The organism is Bradyrhizobium sp. USDA 4510 (assembly GCF_054059095.1).
On record NZ_JBSSBT010000001.1, the window covers coordinates 6,034,273 to 6,053,031 of the forward strand.

General features: G+C 63.8%; 13 protein-coding genes and 2 pseudogenes. 8 read left to right on the forward strand and 7 right to left on the reverse strand.

Annotation, left to right across the window (positions count from 1 at the left end):
- Window positions 1-14: 14 nt before the first annotated feature.
- Entirely contained in the window at window positions 15-239 is a 225-nt protein-coding gene (locus tag ACVMDN_RS28100; protein ID WP_141340045.1) for a hypothetical protein, read from the reverse strand.
- 350 nt (window positions 240-589) lie between these two features.
- Here ACVMDN_RS28100 and clpB point away from each other — a divergent pair, with 350 nt between their 5' ends.
- From clpB to ACVMDN_RS28125, 5 genes and pseudogenes are all read left to right on the forward strand, one after another.
- Window positions 590-3,202, forward strand: a complete 2,613-nt coding sequence (gene clpB, locus ACVMDN_RS28105; protein ID WP_057019220.1) for an ATP-dependent chaperone ClpB — start codon at window positions 590-592, stop codon at window positions 3,200-3,202.
- 100 nt (window positions 3,203-3,302) lie between these two features.
- Window positions 3,303-3,557, forward strand: a complete 255-nt coding sequence (locus ACVMDN_RS28110; protein ID WP_057019219.1) for a DUF2171 domain-containing protein — start codon at window positions 3,303-3,305, stop codon at window positions 3,555-3,557.
- Window positions 3,558-3,704: 147 nt separating this feature from the next.
- A complete protein-coding gene (locus tag ACVMDN_RS28115; RefSeq protein ID WP_076830609.1) occupies window positions 3,705-4,766 on the forward strand; it encodes a Dyp-type peroxidase in 1,062 nt (353 codons plus the stop codon).
- Window positions 4,759-5,575: pseudogene (locus ACVMDN_RS28120) on the forward strand (family 1 encapsulin nanocompartment shell protein). The gene ACVMDN_RS28115 and the pseudogene ACVMDN_RS28120 overlap by 8 nt, the downstream one beginning before the upstream one ends.
- 82 nt (window positions 5,576-5,657) lie before the next feature.
- Window positions 5,658-5,849 (forward strand): hypothetical protein, encoded by a 192-nt coding sequence (locus ACVMDN_RS28125; protein ID WP_057019217.1) that lies wholly within the window; start codon window positions 5,658-5,660, stop codon window positions 5,847-5,849.
- A gap of 9 nt (window positions 5,850-5,858) precedes the next feature.
- Here the strand turns inward: ACVMDN_RS28125 and ACVMDN_RS28130 are convergent, their stop codons facing one another.
- Window positions 5,859-7,148 (reverse strand): MFS transporter, encoded by a 1,290-nt coding sequence (locus tag ACVMDN_RS28130; protein WP_076830603.1) that lies wholly within the window; start codon window positions 7,146-7,148, stop codon window positions 5,859-5,861.
- Window positions 7,149-7,266: 118 nt separating this feature from the next.
- Here ACVMDN_RS28130 and ACVMDN_RS28135 point away from each other — a divergent pair, with 118 nt between their 5' ends.
- Complete coding sequence (locus ACVMDN_RS28135; RefSeq protein ID WP_076830600.1) at window positions 7,267-8,478, forward strand: amidohydrolase family protein; 1,212 nt, start codon at window positions 7,267-7,269, stop codon at window positions 8,476-8,478.
- Between the two features lie 27 nt (window positions 8,479-8,505).
- On the opposite strand, the gene ACVMDN_RS28140 is transcribed toward ACVMDN_RS28135, so the two are convergent.
- The 3 genes from ACVMDN_RS28140 to ACVMDN_RS28150 form a co-directional block, all read right to left on the reverse strand.
- Entirely contained in the window at window positions 8,506-9,531 is a 1,026-nt protein-coding gene (locus ACVMDN_RS28140; RefSeq protein ID WP_456834824.1) for a glycoside hydrolase family 5 protein, read from the reverse strand.
- Window positions 9,528-10,817 carry an O-antigen ligase family protein gene (locus ACVMDN_RS28145; RefSeq protein WP_057019214.1) on the reverse strand — a complete coding sequence of 430 codons (1,290 nt, stop codon included), beginning with the start codon at window positions 10,815-10,817 and terminating at the stop codon, window positions 9,528-9,530. Before ACVMDN_RS28145 ends, ACVMDN_RS28140 begins: the two co-directional genes overlap by 4 nt.
- 75 nt (window positions 10,818-10,892) lie before the next feature.
- A complete protein-coding gene (locus ACVMDN_RS28150; protein ID WP_057019213.1) occupies window positions 10,893-11,747 on the reverse strand; it encodes a WecB/TagA/CpsF family glycosyltransferase in 855 nt (284 codons plus the stop codon).
- A 461-nt stretch (window positions 11,748-12,208) separates the two neighbouring features.
- On the opposite strand from ACVMDN_RS28150, the gene ACVMDN_RS28155 reads away from it, so the two are divergent.
- Window positions 12,209-13,339 (forward strand): GNAT family N-acetyltransferase, encoded by a 1,131-nt coding sequence (locus ACVMDN_RS28155; RefSeq protein WP_076830595.1) that lies wholly within the window; start codon window positions 12,209-12,211, stop codon window positions 13,337-13,339.
- A gap of 24 nt (window positions 13,340-13,363) precedes the next feature.
- Here the strand turns inward: ACVMDN_RS28155 and ACVMDN_RS28160 are convergent.
- Window positions 13,364-14,585, reverse strand: a pseudogene (locus ACVMDN_RS28160) (FAD-dependent oxidoreductase).
- Between the two features lie 617 nt (window positions 14,586-15,202).
- Here ACVMDN_RS28160 and ACVMDN_RS28165 point away from each other — a divergent pair.
- Entirely contained in the window at window positions 15,203-16,528 is a 1,326-nt protein-coding gene (locus ACVMDN_RS28165) for a lipopolysaccharide biosynthesis protein (protein WP_301322461.1), read from the forward strand.
- A gap of 121 nt (window positions 16,529-16,649) precedes the next feature.
- On the opposite strand, the gene ACVMDN_RS28170 is transcribed toward ACVMDN_RS28165, so the two are convergent.
- The gene (locus tag ACVMDN_RS28170; RefSeq protein WP_076830585.1) at window positions 16,650-18,758 is read right to left on the reverse strand and encodes a GumC family protein; all 2,109 of its coding nucleotides are present in this window, start codon (window positions 18,756-18,758) and stop codon (window positions 16,650-16,652) included.
- Window position 18,759: the final 1 nt, after the last annotated feature.

Genomic DNA, 18,759 nt, shown 5'->3' on the forward strand with positions numbered 1-18,759 from the left:
CTAGCGCCTTGACCTTACACCAGGCTGAAACGCATCGACGCAAACGGAAACGCGCTCATCCGGCTATTCATGGTCGGTTCAGAGCGCGCCGTGATGCAACGTTGCGCGATGCAGTGGAACATCGCGCGTTGCTTCTCTGCATCATCGGGCGAGCTACGCGAAACGCGACGTGATCGATTCCGATAGCGTGTCCCGATCATGCCTTTGGCCTTTGTACGATCACGGCGATCCATGCTCATCCAGCACTCGCTTCGCGAGCCCGGCGATCCATCGAACCGCAATCAGCGCGACGCGTGCACCCGGCTTGCCCGCGCGGCCGTAGCAGTGCCCCCGGATGAGTGCCAGCGACGAACATCAGCCCTCACAACGGCTTAACCGAAGCATCCCAGCGAGCGCGCTGCGCGATTGACACTCCCCTGAAAGGACCACACGATGCGAGATGCGGCAGCCTTTGGCCCGCGGTTTTCCGCCGGCGCAATTGCACGGGGCTGTTGCATGATGGATGTCATCGTTCCGCCATCTGTCGCCGACGGAACTGCGTGGCATAATGGATCTCGACGAGCCTGCGTTGCCTTGAGGTGGTGCCACGATGAACATAGAAAAATATACCGATCGCGTTCGCGGTTTCATTCAGTCGGCGCAATCGCTCGCGATGCGCGAGGGGCATCAGCAGTTCTCGACGCTACACATCCTGAAGGTGCTGCTCGACGACAATGAGGGCCTCGCGGCCGGCCTGATCGACCGCGCCGGCGGCAATTCGCGCGCGATCCTCAAGGCGACCGAAGACGCGCTGGCGAAGATACCGAAGGTCAGCGGCGCCGGCTCCGGACAGATCTATCTGGCGCCCGAGACCGCGCGCGCCTTCGCGGCGGCGGAACAGGCCGCCGACAAGGCCGGCGACAGTTTCGTCTCCGTCGAGCGCCTGCTGCAGGCGCTCGCAGCCGACAAGGACAGCGAGGCCGGCAAACTGCTCGCCAAGGGCGGTGTCAATCCGCAGAACCTGAATGCGGCCATCAACGCGCTGCGCAAGGGCCGCACCGCCGACAGCGCATCGGCCGAGAACGCCTATGACGCGCTGAAGAAATACGCCCGCGACCTCACCCAGGCCGCGCGCGACGGCAAGCTCGACCCGGTGATCGGCCGCGACGAGGAGATCCGCCGCACCATCCAGGTGCTGTCGCGGCGGACCAAGAACAATCCTGTGCTGATCGGCGAGCCCGGTGTCGGCAAGACCGCGATCGTCGAGGGCCTCGCGCTGCGCATCGTCAACGGCGACGTGCCGGAAAGCCTGCAGGACAAGGCGCTGCTCGCGCTCGATCTCGGCGCGCTGATCGCCGGCGCAAAGTATCGCGGCGAGTTCGAGGAACGGCTCAAGGCAGTGCTGCAGGAAGTGACCTCGGCCGAGGGCGGCATCATCCTGTTCATCGACGAGATGCACACGCTGATCGGCGCCGGCAAGGGCGACGGCGCGATGGACGCATCCAACCTGTTGAAGCCCGCGCTCGCTCGCGGCGAGCTGCATTGCATCGGCGCCACCACGCTCGACGAATACCGCAAGCATGTCGAGAAGGATGCAGCGCTGGCGCGGCGCTTCCAGCCGGTGTTCGTCTCCGAGCCGACGGTCGAGGACACCATCTCGATCCTGCGCGGCTTGAAGGACAAATACGAGCAACATCACGGCGTGCGCATCGCGGATTCGGCGCTGGTTGCAGCCGCGACGCTGTCGAACCGCTACATCACCGACCGCTTCCTGCCCGACAAGGCCATCGACCTGATGGACGAAGCGGCCGCCCGGCTGAAGATGCAGGTCGATTCCAAGCCGGAAGAACTCGACTCGCTCGACCGCGAGATCATCCGGCTGAAGATCGAGCAGGAGGCGCTGAAGAAGGAGACCGATCTCGGCTCCAAGAGCCGCCTGCAGACGCTCGAGAAGGATCTCACCGACCTGGAAAAGAAATCGGCGGATATGACTTCGAAATGGCGGTCGGAAAAGAGCAAGCTCTCCGATGCGCAGAAGATGAAGGGCGAACTCGAGCAGTTGCGTACCGAGCTTGCCAATGCGCAGCGCAAGGGAGAATTCCAGAAGGCCGGTGAGCTGGCCTATGGCCGGATTCCCGAGCTCGAGAAGAAGCTCGCGGCGGTCGAAGCCAGCGAGACCTCGTCCGCCAGCGAGACCGTGACCGCCGACAACATCGCGCAGGTGGTGTCGCGCTGGACCGGCGTGCCGGTCGACAAGATGCTGGAAGGCGAGAAGGACAAGCTGCTGCGCATGGAGGAGATGCTCGGCAAGCGCGTCGTCGGCCAGGCCGAGGCGGTCCGCGCGGTGTCGACCGCGGTGCGCCGCGCCCGCGCCGGCCTGCAGGACCCCAACCGGCCGATCGGCTCGTTCATGTTCTTAGGTCCCACCGGCGTCGGCAAGACCGAGCTTGCGAAAGCGCTTGCCGAATATCTGTTCGATGACGAGACCGCGATGATCCGCCTCGACATGTCCGAATACATGGAAAAGCATTCGGTCTCGCGGCTGATCGGCGCGCCTCCCGGTTATGTCGGCTATGATGAGGGCGGTGCCCTGACCGAAGCGGTGCGGCGGCGGCCTTATCAGGTGGTGCTGTTCGACGAGATCGAGAAGGCGCATCCCGACGTCTTCAACGTACTGCTGCAGGTGCTCGACGACGGCCGTCTCACCGACGGCCAGGGCCGCACCGTCGATTTCCGCAACACGCTGATCATCATGACCTCGAACATCGGCGCCGAGTATCTGGTCAACCAGCCGGAAGGCCAGAGCACGAGCGCGGTGCGCGAGCAGGTGATGAACATGGTACGGGCGCACTTCCGGCCCGAATTCCTCAACCGGATCGACGAGATCATCCTGTTTCACCGGCTGCAGAAGAGCGACATGGGCCGCATCGTCGAGATCCAGTTCTCGCGGCTGCGCAAGCTGCTCGAGGATCGCAAGATCGAGCTGGAGCTCGACCCGAAGGCGCGGGACTGGCTCGCCGAGAAGGGTTGGGATCCGGCTTACGGCGCCCGCCCGCTGAAGCGGGTGATCCAGCGCAGCGTGCAGGATCCGCTGGCGGAGATGATCCTTTCCGGCGATGTGCGCGACGGCTCAGAGGTAAAACTCTCGGCCACCAAGGCCGGCCTCACCTTCAACGGCAAGAAGCCGGAGAACGCGGCGGCGGACGAATTCGAACCGGTGTGAGACAGGCCGGATCGCCAACGACGCGCTGTCATCGCCGCGTCGTCTGCCGGCATCATATGCAAGCCGAATATACAAGCTGACCTGCAACCAGGAGAGCGCCATGACGCAGCACAAGATCAAGGACAACATGGAGGTCATCGGCGCCGATGGCGTGCATGTCGGCACCGTCGATCACGTCGAGGGCAACCGCATCAAGCTCAAGAAGAGCGAGAGCGACGGCTTCCACAAGGGCCATCACCACTTCATCGAGCTCGGCTTCGTGGCGGGTGTCGAAGGCTCCAAGGTTCGGCTCTCGGCCAACGCCGCGATCGCGGTGACCCTCGAGGAAGAGAAGTCCGGCAAGCCCGTCGATTGAGGCAGGCACCTCTGCAAGAGCGTGAGCCATTCGAGCCCTTGTAAAGGTTCCAGTGGCATGCTCCTCTGCCCCTGTCTGGACGCCGATCCGGCGTCCAGCGCCTGCCTTTTGTCCTCGTGGAAGTGCCGTTTAGTCAAGGAGACATGCGTGCCATCAGCCGTTCCGCAACCGGTCGCTGCGAAGCTGACGCGCGCGGCCATCTTCCTTGCGGTCACGATCAAGCCCAATCCGGAATATGACGCGGTGGTGCGGTCGCTGTGCGCCGATCTGGGCGCGCTGCTGCGTGCGGTGGGCTTCCGCGATCTCGAGGGCCGGCTGTCATGCGTCATGGGCATCGGCTCCGACGCATGGGACCGGCTGTTCGGTGCGCCGAAGCCGAAAGGCCTGCATCCGTTCCGCGAGATCAACGGCGTCCACCACGCCGTCGCAACGCCGGGTGACCTGCTGTTTCACATCCGCGCCGTGCCGATGGATCTGTGCTTCGAGCTGGCGACCCAGATCGTGACGCGGCTCGGCGATGCGGTTGCGACCTCCGACGAGGTGCACGGCTTCAAATATTTCGACGAACGCGACCTGCTCGGCTTCGTCGACGGCACGGAGAATCCGGAGGACCAGGCGGCCGCCGACGCCACCATCATCGGCGACGAGGACGCGGCGTTCGCCGGCGGCAGCTATGTGATCGTGCAAAAATACCTGCACGATCTGAAGAAGTGGAACGAGCTGCCGGTCGAGATGCAGGAAAAGATCATCGGCCGAACCAAGCTGTCCGACATCGAGCTCGACGATGCGCTGAAGCCGAGCTACGCGCATAACGCGCTGACCACGATCGTCGAGAATGGCGAGGAGCTCGATATCGTCCGCGACAACATGCCGTTCGGCAATATCAGCAGGGGCGAGTTCGGCACCTATTTCATCGGCTATGCCAAGTCCCCGCAGCGGATCGAGCAGATGCTCGAGAACATGTTCGTCGGCAAGCCGCCGGGCAATTACGACCGCCTGCTCGACTTCAGCCGCGCCGTCACCGGCATGCTGTTCTTCGTCCCGTCGGCGACCTTCCTGGAGGATGTCGCGAGCGAGGCGCCGGCACCTTCGCCCGCCGAGCCGTCTCCGGATGACGCCGGGGCTCGCGACACACCTGCACCAGGAATACCGCTGTCCGACGGCTCGCTCGGGATCGGCTCACTGAAAGGAGAGGCTGGACATGAATAATCTTCATCGGGCACTCGCCCCTATCTCGGACGCGGCATGGGCCCAGATCGAAGAGGAGGCCTCGCGCACGTTGAAGCGCCATCTGGCGGCGCGCCGTGTCGTCGACGTCGACGGTCCGAAGGGAACGGATTTCTCCGCGGTCGGCACCGGTCATCTCAAGAAGATTGCGGCGCCCGGCGACGGGGTCGAGGCGACGCAACGCGACGTTCGCGCGCTGGTCGAACTGCGCGTGCCGTTCGAGCTCTCGCGCCAGGCGATCGACGATGTCGAGCGCGGCGCGAATGATTCCGACTGGGATCCGCTCAAGGAAGCGGCGCGCAAGATTGCCTTCGCCGAGGATCGCACGGTGTTCGACGGCTACGCGGGCCGCCGGCATCGAAGGTATCCGTCAGGGCACCAGCAACCCGGTGCTGACGCTGCCGCCGAGCGTCAAGAACTATCCCGCCGTGGTCGCGCAGGCGGTCAGCCAGTTGCGGCTTGCCGGCGTCAACGGTCCCTATACGCTGCTGCTCGGCACCGAGCCCTATACCGCGATCGGCGGGGCGACCGACGACGGCTATCCGGTGCTGCAGCACATCCAGCGCCTGATCGACGGCAAGATCATCTGGGCGCCCGCGATCGAGGGTGGCGTCCTGGTGACCACCCGCGGCGGCGATTTCCAGCTCTCGATCGGCCAGGATCTTTCGATCGGCTATCTCAGCCACTCGGCGAAATCGGTTCAGCTGTATTTCCAGGAGACCATCACCTTCCTGATGCTGACGAGCGAAGCGTCGGTGGTGCTTGCGCCGGAGGCGAAGAAACCCGCCTAGTCTTGCCGGCGTTGACCTATCCAGGAAGTCTCCGGCCGTTGCCGGAGCTTCCGCCAAACGTGAAACGGAGAGGAGGCGCGCAATGGACTACGATCTCTACATCAATCCGAAGAAGGCATCGGTCGGTCTCTACGTCCGCAAGGGCGCCGGCCTTCCCGACCTTGCCGACGCCAAGGACTGGGTGTTCGACGGCACCTCGGCGCAGGCCAATCTGCCGCCGCAGCTCGTGAAGGAAATCGAAGCCAACGGCCACGCCTTTCGCGACATGGATTGAGCGCGGCGGTTACTTCTCGCCGACCTTCACCGGGGCGGTCTCGGGCATCAGGCTCATGGCCACGATGCCGACCGCCGCCGCGAGCAGAAGATACCAGGACGGCGCCAGCGGATCGCCTGACACGTGCAGCAGCCACGTGACCACGAGTTGCGCGGTGCCGCCGAACGTCGCGATGGCGACCGCGTAGATCGTGGCGAACACGCCGCCGCGAATGCTCTGGGGCAGCGCTTCGGTGAAGGCGGCATAGAACGCGGTGAACGGCAGCGATCCGATGAACGACAGGATGCCGAAGCCGAACAGCAGCGACCACGCGCCGGGGTCCTGGACGATCCACAGGAAGGCCGGATAGGTCAGCACCAGCACGACCAGCTGCGGCCAGATCATGATCGGCTTGCGTCCGAGCCGGTCGGCAAGCCAGCCGCCCAGCACCGCGCCGATGATCTGCAGTCCGTTGCTGACCAGCGATACCGTGAACGCCAGAGACGGCGACACATGCAGCGTATTCTTGGCGTAGGTCGTCATGTATTGCGTCACATAGGTCGAGATCGTGCCGCTGGCCAGGATCATCACCGCCAGCACGATGACGCGAAGATGCCGCCGCGCCAGCGCCACATGGCTCGAGCGTTCGATCTGCCCGGCGACGTGCTCGCCATGCGAGACGGTTTCCGGCAGCGTGCGGCGCATCCAGATGCCGAACGGCAGGCAGACGGCGCCGAGCAGGAACGCGATGCGCCATCCATAGGCCTGCAGCATGTCGGGCGCCATCGCGCTGCTCAGGATGACACCGACAAGCGCGCCCACCGTCGCCGCGATCTCCTGGCTGGCAGGCTGCCAGGCGACCACGAGGCCGCGGTTCCTCGGTGCAGCGATCTCGATCAGATAGGCCGTGGTCGGCCCGACCTCGCCGCCCAGCGCAAATCCTTGCACCATCCGCGCCAGGATCACGATGATCGGCGCCACAATGCCGATCGCGGCATAGGATGGCGTCAGCGCGATGGTCAGGATTGCGCCGCCCATCAGCGCAAAACTCAGCAGCATCGCCGGCCGCCGGCCGACCCGGTCGGAGAAGATGCCGAGCACGATGCCGCCGATCGGCCGCGTCAGGAAACCGGCGCCGAAGGTCGCAAGCGACAGCATGAGGCTGCCGTATTCGCTGTGCGCGGGGAAGAAGGTGCGGCCGATCTCGGTCGCAAAGAAGCTGTACGTGATGAAGTCGTAGAACTCCAGCATGTTGCCGATGGTCGCGGCAAAGGCTGCGCGCTTGACATCGAACTGTTCCCCGCTTGCAATCTCCGGCAACGCTCTCGGTTCCTTGTCTGCTTGTGCGAGCGGAGTATTATTCCTCTGACCATGTTAGGCAAGGCATGGAGAGCCGCGCGATCTGCATGCGACGCAAGCGAGAAGAGGAACAGATCCGATGCCAGCCGACAAACTCTTCATCAATGCCAGGTTCGGTGACGGCGCCAGCCGCGATATGCTGGTTCGTGGCGGCCGCATCGTTGCGATTGAGGCGAAGGGCGAACGCCCCAGCGGGGTCGAGATCGTCGATCTCGGCAATGCGCTGGTCGTGCCCGGCTTCGTCGAAGGCCACATCCATCTCGACACCAGTTTTTACGGCGATACCTGGCGGCCACACCGTCCCTGCACCGACGGATTCGACGTCCATGAGCGGGTGGCGTTTCAGGCCAAGAACCTTGCCGCCGCCGCGCCGATGGATGTGCGCGCGCGGAACCAGCTCGACCTCTGCATCGGCCATGGCACGACGCAGATGCGCAGCCACGTCATGGTCGACGGCTCGGTGGGGCTGAAGTCGCTGGAGACCATCCTCGGGGTTCGCGAGGAATACAGCGACTTGATCGATATCCAGCTCGTGGCGTTTCCGCAGAACGGCATCCTCACCAGCCCGGGCACGCCGCAGCTGCTCGACGAGGCGATCAAGCTCGGGGCCAATGCCGTCGGCGGGCTCGATCCCGCTAGCTTCGACCGGGATGTCGAGGGCCATCTCGATGTCGTGTTCGGCGTTGCGCAAAAGCACGGCGTCGATGTCGATATCCATCTTCATGACGGCGGCATGCTCGGTGCCTTCGAGGTCGAGCAGATCGCGGCGCGAACCCGCGCGCTCGGCATGGCGGGCCGCGTCACCGTCAGCCACGCTTACGGGCTCGGCGACATTCCTGCCGATGCGCTGAAGAAGACCGCCGACAGTCTGGCGCGTTCGGGCGTGGCGATCATGACGAATGCCCCGGGCAGCCGGCCGTTCCCGCCGGTCGCGCTGTTGCGGAAAGCCGGCGTCACGGTGTTCAGCGGCAACGACAACATCCGCGACTCCTGGTGGCCCTATGGCGACGGCGACATGCTGGGCCGTGCCATGATGATCGGATACCGCTCGGGCTTCTACACCGATGAGGAGCTCGCGATCGCGTTCGACATGATCACCGCGGCCGGCGCCAAGGCGCTCAGGCTCGAGGACTACGGCCTGCATGTGGGGGCCAAGGCCGATTTCGTGACCTTGAACGCCGTGCATATCCAGGAGGCCGTGGTGGCGCGGCCGTCCGGGCGTTCAGTCTACAAGGGTGGCGTGCTCGTTGCGCGGGACAATCGCGTCGTCAAGGCCGCTGGCCAATCCTGAATCGAACGCTGCGTCCAATCGAACGGCTTAGCGGACCGGAGGGATGATCGCGCGGAGGATGTCCGCCTTCCAGCGTTGCCGGACGCCGTCGAAGGCCGCAAAATCGTGGTCGAACTGCCAGTAAGCCCACGCCCAGCCATTGCGTTCCGCGCGTCTCGCCATGAACGACAGATACGTCGCGCGGCTCTCCGCGGGCGCGCGTTCATAGACACCGAACTCGCCAAGATAGATCGCGCGCTGCTCCTTCTCGGACCAGGAGCGGATCTTGTCGAAATCGGCCGAGGCCGTGGCCAAGTCTTCCGCAGAGCCCCAGCGCAACGGACCGATCTTCGAGAAGGTCGGCGACCACGGCGCGCCCTGATGGGTGAATTGCAGCGGCAGGTAATAGTGGAATGTGACGATGAGGTTTCGGTCGCCGGCCGGCAGCACCAGCTGATCGATCGGCAGCTCCTCGGTGTTCAGGATCGCGACCACGACATTGCGCTTCGGGTTGGTATCCCGGATGATGGCAAGACAATCGCCGAGCAGCGCATTCCATTCGGCCGAGGTCATGTTGCCGCCGGGCTCGTTCAGGATCTCGAACACCAGCGCCGGGTATTTCCCCGCATAGCGCGATGCGATCTGGCGCCAGAATGCCTTGAGCTTCACGCCGCATTCGGCCACGTCGCGTTGGCAGAGATCGGTGTCGTGCTCATCGAGGATCGGAACGAGCCTATTCTCCAGCACCTGCTCGATCACGGCATCGAGGCGCTGCAGGACGGCATCATCGAGGATGTTGCCGGACTCCATATGCCTGAAGCCGAAGAAGTTGATCCGGACATGGGAAAATCCGGCCCTGCGAATCGCGGCGAGGTTTTCCAGCCGGAACGGCGCGTTCCGGTAGCCTTCCCAGATGCCGTCATAGCCGAGGATATTGATGCCGCGCCCCAATGGCGCGGCGTCCGGCGATGCCCCCTGCCCCGCAGCGTTCGCCGGCGCGATCAGCGGGAGAGCAAGTGCCGCCGCCGCCAGCATGACGAAGGCTCTTTGCAGAAGCAATCGGAACGCGGTCATGGCTGCTCCAACTCGCGCGGCTCTACGCGCGATGACGGCACCGGCCGGCAAATGGCGAGGAAGAAGGCGATCAGCAGCACCGACGTGAACATCGTCGAACGAAGGAAGACCGTCTCGGTGAAATTGGTCTGGCAGTTGAGGAAGACGAACCCGATGATCAACGCGCAGTGCAGACGGTCGATCGCTCGCCCTGCGATCAGGCAGAGCACCTTGTAGGAAAACAGGAAGACGCTCGCCGTGAACAGGAAATAGCCCAGGAATCCGGTCTCGACGAGAATGGCGATATAGCCGTTGTGATAATTGTCGAGCACCCAGCCGTGGTTCTGGTTGAAATAGTCGTAGATCGCCGGATTGGTCCAGAAACCGTTGATGCCGAATCCGAACAGCGGCGCGTCATCGAAATGGCTGATGGCGTACTGCCAGATGAAGGTTCGCTCGGTGAAGTCGATCGTCGTGTCGAAGGCATGAATCGAATCGTATCCGGTCGTGTAGAAATACAGGATCAATAGCGCTGCCGCGACGCACATGACACATGGCAGGATCGCGTAGACCTGCATGCACCGGACCGACCACAGGGAGGTGAGCAGCAGCGCGCAGGCAACCAACGACAGGGCGCCGGCGCCGCGCGACTCCGAAAGCATGACGCAGGTCGAGGCCAGCACGAACGTCACGAGGAACGGCAGCCATCCTTGTCCCGCTATCTTTCGATAGCAGGCGAAGAACATGAGATAGGCGCCGGCGAAGCCGAGGGTTTGCTTCGACTCGAAGACACCCTGCCACTGCCCCTTGTGCATCCAGGTCTGATCGATCCCGATGTCCGGCAGGATCACAGCACAGAGCGCAGAGGCCGCGATCAGCACCAACAGGCCGCGGGTGGCCGATGTCACGATGTCGTCGATATCGACGCGAGTGATCATGCAGAACGCGCCAAGCGTCGTGATTGCGAGCGCCGCGGCCTTCATCAGGGCCGCCACGCCGAGGTTGGTCCACAGCACGGAAACAGTGGCGAACGCATAGAACGCGACGATCACGAGCGCGTCGAGATTGAGGGCCAGCCGCAGGCAGGGACGGATGAACAGGCTTGCGTAGATCAGGACGCCCCACATCAACAGGGCGACGGCTTGCTGCACCAGGGTCAACTCGGTCGGAAGCAGCGCGGCGTGGAAGGTCCCCATCGACATGATCACATTGATGGTGATCGACCAACCGATGACGGTCTTGGCGAAATTTTCCGCCCCGACGCCGGGTGCCTGCCAGACCGAACTGTCGATCGCACGTCCGTCCATTCGGTTGTACTCCGCTCATGGAATGAGCTTGCTGCTCCGGTGGATCGGAGCAGCACATTGCACTCGTGAGAGGCGTCAGTCTTTCGTTGACGAAGATCGGGTCCGGTTGAACAGCAGATAGAGCGCGTGCGGGTTGGTCGTCAGGTAACGCCAGAACAGCCGCCGCGGCTCGAGCCACAGGCGCCAGGCCCATTCGAGGCCGACGATCTGCATCCATCTCGGCGCACGCGGCCGCGAGCCGGACAGGAAGTTGAACAGCCCGCCCGAGGTCTTGATGACGCCGACATTGCCGAGTCGAGGCATGAATTCGTCGACGAAAGCCTGCTCATAGGGCACGCCGAGCGCGACCCAGAGAAAATCCGGCGCCAGGGCGTTGATCTCGTCGACCTTGGCCCGCAGCGCGTCGCCGCGCAGATAGCCGTGCGAATGGCCGACGATCTTGAGCGCCGGATAGGCCCGGCGGACATTGGCGATGGCAGCCTTGTTCTCGGCCTCGTTGGCGCCGAACAGATAGAAAGTCAGCCCGAGTTCTTCCGCCTTGCGCGCGACGTCGTGAAACAGGTCCGTGGTCGCGACGCGCTCGGGAAGCGGATTCGGCGACCGAAGCTTGGACACCATGACCAGCGGTTGCCCGTCGGCGTTGATCAGGTCGGCGGTACGGAACAGCCGATCCGTCATCGGCTCGGTCGAGCAGCGCGACAGCACCTCGCCGTTGGCGGAGGTCAGATACAGCGGACGATTGACACGCCGGTTCGGATGCACCGCCTCGACCATGAACTCGGCGGTCTGCTCGCGATCGAGCACGGCGAGCCGCAGTCCACCGATGGTCGCCCGGGGAACACCGGCAGTCGCAGCCCTGCCGACAGGATTGATACGCCGCTCCGGCGCACCGTGTGGCAATGATCCGATCTGCGCCGACGCCAGGGACATCTGCTCGGCCCGCGACGTGTCGCAAATCCGGACAGGCGGAGCAGCGATGTCCGAATTGAGACGCCGAGGCGGCTTGCGGTCGGCCTGCGGGAACGAAATTGCGTAGGAAGCGCGGTTTTTTTGGCTGTGACTCAGCATTTCGGCGGGACTCCAGGACTTGCGAGCCCTTAACTGCAATATCCGGTCCAGACCGGGTGCGATATCTCACCACGGCGCGATTGAACGCATCCTTAAGGGATTGTTAACGATGCTGATCCCCGGACGCGGCCAACTGAGATGACAGCCGATCGCAGTCGATGCGATGAAGGCAATGGCTCGCCCCAGCAACAATGTGCAAAGGTCGAGGCATTACATTAATACAAATCGTGTTCTGCCGCTGCCCGAGCCGATCGACCTTTGCTATAAGGGCGGCGTGCCGGATTCAGTCGGCGCTTTGAAACTGTCGTTTTGTTTGGTCTCACATGAACAAGAATGATGACGCGTTCGATGTCTGCATCGACGACGCATTCGACTTCCTGTCTGAAGAGTACGTGAAGTTATTTGAAGGCTCGGACGCGACCGCCTTCCAGCATCCGCTATGGCTGGACAGCCTTTATCGCAAGCTCGCTCCCGCTGCGTCGGCCAAGCCGCTGGTCGTCGCCGTCCGCCATCGTGCGAACAGGTCGCTTGCGGCCGTGCTGCCGATGCTGCGCGTGCGGCGCGGCCCGATGCGCACCATCGAATTCGCCGATCTCCGCGTGTCCGACTATTTGTCGCCGGTGTGCAGCATCGCGACCTTCACCAACCTGCTGCAAGACCAGCGTGCCTGCGAACGGCTTCGACAGGTGCTGCGGCCGTTCGACCTGCTGCGCATACCCAAGCTGCTCGATGCGAGGATGCCGATCGAGAATCTGCTCGGAGCGCCCCATCGCAGCCTGATGGATACCAATGCCTACGCGACGGTCCTGGTTGCGCCGTTCGAGCAGTGGCAGATCAACGCAATGGGAAAGTCGTACCAGAAGGAGCTGGCAAAGAAATGGCGCCAGATCCACAAGAAGGGCACGCTCACCTTCTCATGCTGCGCCGATAGCGCTTCCGTCGGCGAAGCCATGGAGACGATGAGAAAGTTTCGCGGTCCGCGGTTTCACGAACAGGGTGATGGCGACCTGTTGCAGCGACCGGAGTATTTCGATTTCTACTCGAGCGTGGCGCTTCGCGGCATGGGCTCGTTTACCCGGCTCTACGCCATGAAGATGGACGGCAAAGTCATCGCGGCAGCCCTTGGGCTGGTTCACCGTGACAGCCTCCTTGTCGTCATGACGGCGTTCGATGTCGAGGGATACAAGAGCCAATCGATCGGCGCGCTGACATTCGAGAGCGTCGCCAAGGATTGCATCGAGCGCGGCGGTCGGGTGCTGGACTTCACCATCGGTGACGAACCCTACAAGACGTACTTCGGCGGTCAGCCGACGCCGATGTCGGCCGTGACGCAGGCCGGGAGCGCGGCCGGCTCGCTCGCGCTGTTTGCCTTGAAGCAGGCGCCCTGGATCAAGCAGGCCGCCAAGCGTGTGACCGATTTCAGGCCGGTCCGCACCTCGACCGGCACGCGCTAGCGCCGCCCGGCGCTGGCAACCCGATCAGCGGAGCGCGCCGCGCACGCGCATCACCCATCCCGGATGAATCCGGTCCACCCGGTGTGTGATCGTGCGGCGCAGGAAGTGCAGCTTCCGCCGCAAGTTCCAGCGCACACCGGTGTTCAACGTCAAGGCCTGGCGGAAGCTCGCCAGGTGCAGCGAGTGCTGATCCGCGGCGAGCTTGTCCTGATCGGAATAGAACTGCGCAATCTTGTCCGCGCCCATACCGGCGGTCTTCAGCCAGCGCGGCACATAGTCCGTGCAAAGACGTTTCGACGTCCACCAGCAGTCGGCCAACGCCGGTTCCGGCTGCGGGACAATTGGTCTGAAACGCATCGCCGATCAACACGACGCCGGGCTGCAGATGGCCCTCGGTCACGGTCAGATCCATGACCCAGTTCTGCACCTGGCCGACCACCTCGAAATCCCCGAGATAGGGCTGCAATCCCGGCATCAGGCGAAGCAGCGTCCGTCTGGTGTCGCGGCGCAGCTCACGCATGATCGGATCGGTCGGATCGCGGAACATGAACAGGTTCGCCCGCATGCCGCCCGACATCGGAAACAGGCTGAGATAGTCGACGCCATCAGCCGCCTGCTCGCCATAGCAGGTCAGCGCATCGAAATCGAACGGCGCGTTGTCCGGCCGTGCGATCGTGAAGCCGAACGAGACCGAGTGGCGCGCAGCAAGCATCTGCCGGCGCATTCCGAGACTGTGGCCGAGCACGTTCGCCATGCCGGTCGCCAGAACGACCAGACGCGAGACGACGCGTTTTCCCGAGGCCAGCGTCAACTGCTGACGTTCCTCGCTGCAACTGACATTGGTCACCTGGTCGAGCAGCAAGCTCGACGCATCGGGCGTCAGGCCGCGTGCCATGTTGACGAGGTTGGCATAGGAAATCCCGTAGGACCGGCCGACGCCGATATCGACCAGTTTGCCGCCCCTGATGTTGATCACCCGGTCATAGGGCGCGGCAATGGCCTCGATGTCGTCGATGAAGCCGAGGCGGCGGAGGATATCGATCTGCCGTCCGGCGATTTTTTCGACCCGGAATTCGTCCGGCGGGATCGATCGCTTGTCGATCAGGACGACGCGGTATCCGGCTCGGGCGAGCACAGCCCTTGCAAGCGAGCCTGCCAGACCGGCTCCGACAATTGCGACGTCCGCTTCGATGACCTCGGTCTCGCAGGCCACGATCGGCTTGGTCGCACTTTTCTCGGCAATCATGTTCGTCCGCTCCGACGGCTAGAGCGTTTTCGAGCGAAGTGGATACCGGTTCGCGTGAAGAAAACGCGTCAAAACAAGAATCTAGAGCGCCGTTCCGATTCCATCGGAACGGAAAAGCTCTGGTTGGCCGCGGAACTGCAATTTCCTTGCCTGCGGTGTCGCCTTGCCGATCGAGCACGACGAGTTCCAGAATCGATGTTAATGACAACGTCCGGACCACGATCTGCGGTCTCTCGGCACATGGCTTGCACGACGGTCGGCCATGAAACTGAACCTTTGCAGGCTCCGCAGCGGGATGGCGAGGCAATTGCCAGGCCATCGAGCAGCGACAAATGGCGTTGACGCGCAAGCGCGGTCTGTTCCGGCAAGGTCCGCGCCACTGGACCGGACGCTGGAGGCAAATCCAACCTGCTCCGTTTGGAGACAGGGCAGACGGCGCCGTTCCAGAATGGAGCAACGCGACCTGGCCCTGTTCACAACTGCGTTGGGCCCGGCAGCCGTTCGAAAGGAACGGAATCTTAGCAAGAGAACATTAACACTCCAGGCTTCACCGATTGCTGCGGTCAACAGCCCGACTGGATATTGAGACGTCTCTGGTGATTGCCTCCGTGCTCCAACTGTTACGGCGCGACGTTACGCGCGGCGTTGCCGGGACCATCCTGCTCAAGGTTGGTAGCGGCGGGCTCGCATTCGCGTTGTTCTCGCTCGCCGCGCGGGCGATGACGCCGGACGCGTTTGGAAACTTCGCAACCCTGCTCTCCGTCGCCCAGATCGCCTCGGTGGTGGGCCTGGTCGGCCAGGAGCTGCTCCTGGTTCGATTTCTCAACGAGTATGAGGTGCGCGGCCAGGCCGAGTTCACCAAGGGTGTGCTGCTGTCGAGCCTGAAGAACTCCGCGATCGGGATGCTGATTTCGATCGCCGCGATCGCCGCGGCGGCAAGCATTCGCGGCGAGTGGTGGCTCTTGATCCTGTCGGTCTCGGCGTTCACCGCGATCAATGCAGGGCTGATGCTCGGCAGCCAGATCGCGCGATCGCTGGTCAGCATCCTGATGGGCGAAGGCAATCGGGAGTTCTTCTGGCGCGTCGCCGTCGTCCTGTTCCTGATCGCGGTGCTGTTCGGCCACCGGCAGCTCACCCCCGCCGAGCTGTTCAGCGCGATGTCGGCCGCCATGGCCCTCGGGCTCGTCGTGCAGATCGTATCGATCGTACGGGTGCTGCCGAACCTGCGGTCGGTCACGGCGCGCTTCGAGACCTCGCGCTGGAACAAGAGCGCATTCCGGTTCTGGCTCGCCTCCATTCTCGAAGCGGCAAACCAGTATTTCGACGTCATTCTGGTCTACTGGATGCTGGATCCGGCCACCGCCGGCGTCTATTTCGCCGCCTCGCGGCTGGCGAACATCTTCGCGATGCTGTCGGCTGCGCTCTACACGTTCGGGGCGCGTCGGCTGCCCTCGCTGTATTTCAGCAAGAACCACGGCGAGCTCGAACATACGTTAAAGCTGATGGCCGAGGTGACCGCACTCTGCGTGCTCAGCGGGCTCGTCATTGTCTGGGTGGGCGCCCCCTATCTGCTCGGCCTGTTCGGGCCGCACTTTGCCGCGCAGCAGTGGGTGTTGATCGTGCTCGCGATCGGAACGGCCTTCCAGGCGGCAGGCGGCCCCTCTGCCGCTGTTCTGCAGCTGACAGGTCATGAGCGTGATTATGTTCCCGTCGTCGCAGCCAACGTGGCACTACGGCTGCTGGGATTTGTCGTGCTGATCCCCTGGCTCGGCGTGCTCGGCGCCGCGATCTCGGCGACGGTCTCGCTGGTCCTCGCCACCGTCGCGCTCAATGTACTGTGCCGGCGGCGGACCGGCGTCGACCCATCCATTCTGGTGCTGTCGCATCTGTGGCCGTCGAAAGGTCACGCCTACGCGGTCCGCGTTGCGGACAGCAACGACTAGAGCGTTTTTCGAGGGAAGTAGATTACCGGTTCGCGTGACGAAAACGCGTCAAAACAAGAATCCGGAGCCGCGTTCCGATACTCTGGGAACGGAAACGGCTCTAGCTTCAGCCGAACCGCCTTCAGCTCGCCAGGCCCAGCGCCTCTCCCTCAGGATCGCGAACGGCGGCATTGACCGCCACGCGGTTGACGACCAGCACGGTCGGGACCGAACCATACCCGGATAGATCGGCCCGCGCCTTGCCGATCGCAGCCGAGTTGGCAGCCCCTTCGCGAACCACGAGGATCACGAGGTCGGCATGGGCAGCCAGCGCCACCGCGGCAGGCTGCAGCGCAAACGACGATGCGTCGACGATGATCAGGCCGAAATCGGCGCGAATATCGTCCGGCGGATAGGGCGGCGCCTTGCTGCTGGCGCCCAGCAGTTCGACGACGGACGGCAGATCGGCCTTGATGATCCCCGAGCCTTGCGGCGGCGCGGCCTCGGCGCGCCTGGATTCCATCTCGATCAAGACGCTGAGCATGCCGTTCTTGACGGCGGATCGGTTGAGCGACCGCGCAACGGTGCTGCCGCCCGCACCGCCCTCGACCGAAAGCAACAGCGCCACCTTGCCGTGCTCTCCCGAAAGCTGCTCGATGTTCTCGATCAGCAGCTGAAGATGCGGCGCGAGATCGGGCTCGGCCGTCGACGGGATCGGGGTCTGCCAGACGCTCCTGACGGTATCCGGCGACGCGATGTTGGGAATGCGGGCCAGCACCGGCAATTCCGGCGGCAGCGCAGGTTGCGGCGCGGCCGGCGCCGGCGGTGCGGGCGCCTCGGCCCGACGAAGCGGCGGAATGGCCTTGATCGGGAGCTGCTTCAGATTCAGGCCGGGAACGGCGACGATCGCCGTCGACGTCAGCAGCGAGACGATCGCGAGCGCGACCAGCAACAGCGGAAGCGGCGGCAGCGTCGAGCGCACCGGCGGCGTCGCGGGCGATGCGACCTTGGTCTGCGAGCTCTGCAGCAGCCGCTGCTCGTCGGTGGTCTTGTAGCGCGAGAGGAACTGCTCGTAGATATTCTTGTTGGCATCTGCATCGCGCTGCAATTCCTGCAGCTTGACGAGAGCCTGACCGTCGACCAGGATTTGCTGTTCGACCGCCTTCTGCTGATCCTCGAGCGCCTTCTGCTGATCGCGCTGGGCCTCATATTCCGACTTCGCGGTCTCGATGTTCTTCTTCCGCTCGATCTCGATCTGGCGGTTGAGATCGCTGAGCTGGCTGAGGGCCATCACGAGGTCCGGATGACGATCGCCCAGCACCCCGCGCTTCTGTGCGATCTGATCGTTGAGCGCCGAGCGCTGGGCGCGCAGCGCGCTCAGCAGGTCCTGCTTGACGGGCCCGTCGACATTGGCCTTCAGGTCGCGCTGCAGCTGCTCATAGCGGACCTTGGCCTCCTCGGTTCGGGCGCGCGCGGCGGCGACCTGCTGGGTCAGATCGGTGACGCGCAATTGCTGCGTCGTCGATTCCTTGCCGGCGTTGACGATCCGGTGCTCGAGCTTGAACTTCGCAACGGCATCTTCCGAAGACCGCAAGCGGTCGTTCAACGTCTTGAGCCGGCTCTTCAGCCAGTCGGCGGCTTCGTCGGTCGCCAGGCTGCGCGTGCCGCGCTGGCTGGCGACGAACGCCTCAGCCACCGCATTGGCGTAATACGCCGCGCGCTGCGGGTTGTTGGACGTGAACTTGATGGCGATGACATAGGTCAATCCGCGCCGGGAGATGTCGAGCCGGTTGCGAAACCGGTCGAGCAGGCGCGTCGGGTCGGTTCTGCCGCCGGAGATGTCGCTGTCCTCGGCGACCTTGAGCTGCTCGATCAGCGGCCCGAGAAATCCGTCGGATTTGGCGATCTCGACATAGCTCTGCAGTGCCGCGGCATCCTGACCGATCCCCGGCAGGACGTCCTGATCGGTGGTCACGCGCTGCTCGCGCGGGTCGACCACGACGAGCGCGGTCGCGGCATAGCGCGCCGGAATCAACATCAGCAGAATGACGCCGACCGCGAAGATCACCGCGGCGAGCATGAGAATGCGTTGACCGTTCTCGCGGAAAAAAGCCACCACGCCGGAAATGCTAAGCACGCCTTTGGTGGTTTCCGCAGAGGATCGGCTGGTCGGCACGCCGGCAGTTTCCCACGACGCGGCGGGTTCCGTGGCTTCGGAACGTCTCGGGCCTACGCGGCTACCGAACTTCATG

Coding starts and splice junctions, on each gene's coding strand:
- ACVMDN_RS28100 (WP_141340045.1), bottom strand. CDS start 239: ATGAGCATGGATCGCCGTGATCGTACAAAGGCCAAAGGCATGATCGGG.
- clpB (WP_057019220.1), top strand. CDS start 590: ATGAACATAGAAAAATATACCGATCGCGTTCGCGGTTTCATTCAGTCG.
- ACVMDN_RS28110 (WP_057019219.1), top strand. CDS start 3,303: ATGACGCAGCACAAGATCAAGGACAACATGGAGGTCATCGGCGCCGAT.
- ACVMDN_RS28125 (WP_057019217.1), top strand. CDS start 5,658: ATGGACTACGATCTCTACATCAATCCGAAGAAGGCATCGGTCGGTCTC.
- ACVMDN_RS28135 (WP_076830600.1), top strand. CDS start 7,267: ATGCCAGCCGACAAACTCTTCATCAATGCCAGGTTCGGTGACGGCGCC.
- ACVMDN_RS28140 (WP_456834824.1), bottom strand. CDS start 9,531: ATGACCGCGTTCCGATTGCTTCTGCAAAGAGCCTTCGTCATGCTGGCG.
- ACVMDN_RS28145 (WP_057019214.1), bottom strand. CDS start 10,817: ATGGACGGACGTGCGATCGACAGTTCGGTCTGGCAGGCACCCGGCGTC.
- ACVMDN_RS28150 (WP_057019213.1), bottom strand. CDS start 11,747: ATGTCCCTGGCGTCGGCGCAGATCGGATCATTGCCACACGGTGCGCCG.
- ACVMDN_RS28155 (WP_076830595.1), top strand. CDS start 12,209: ATGAACAAGAATGATGACGCGTTCGATGTCTGCATCGACGACGCATTC.
- ACVMDN_RS28170 (WP_076830585.1), bottom strand. CDS start 18,758: ATGAAGTTCGGTAGCCGCGTAGGCCCGAGACGTTCCGAAGCCACGGAA.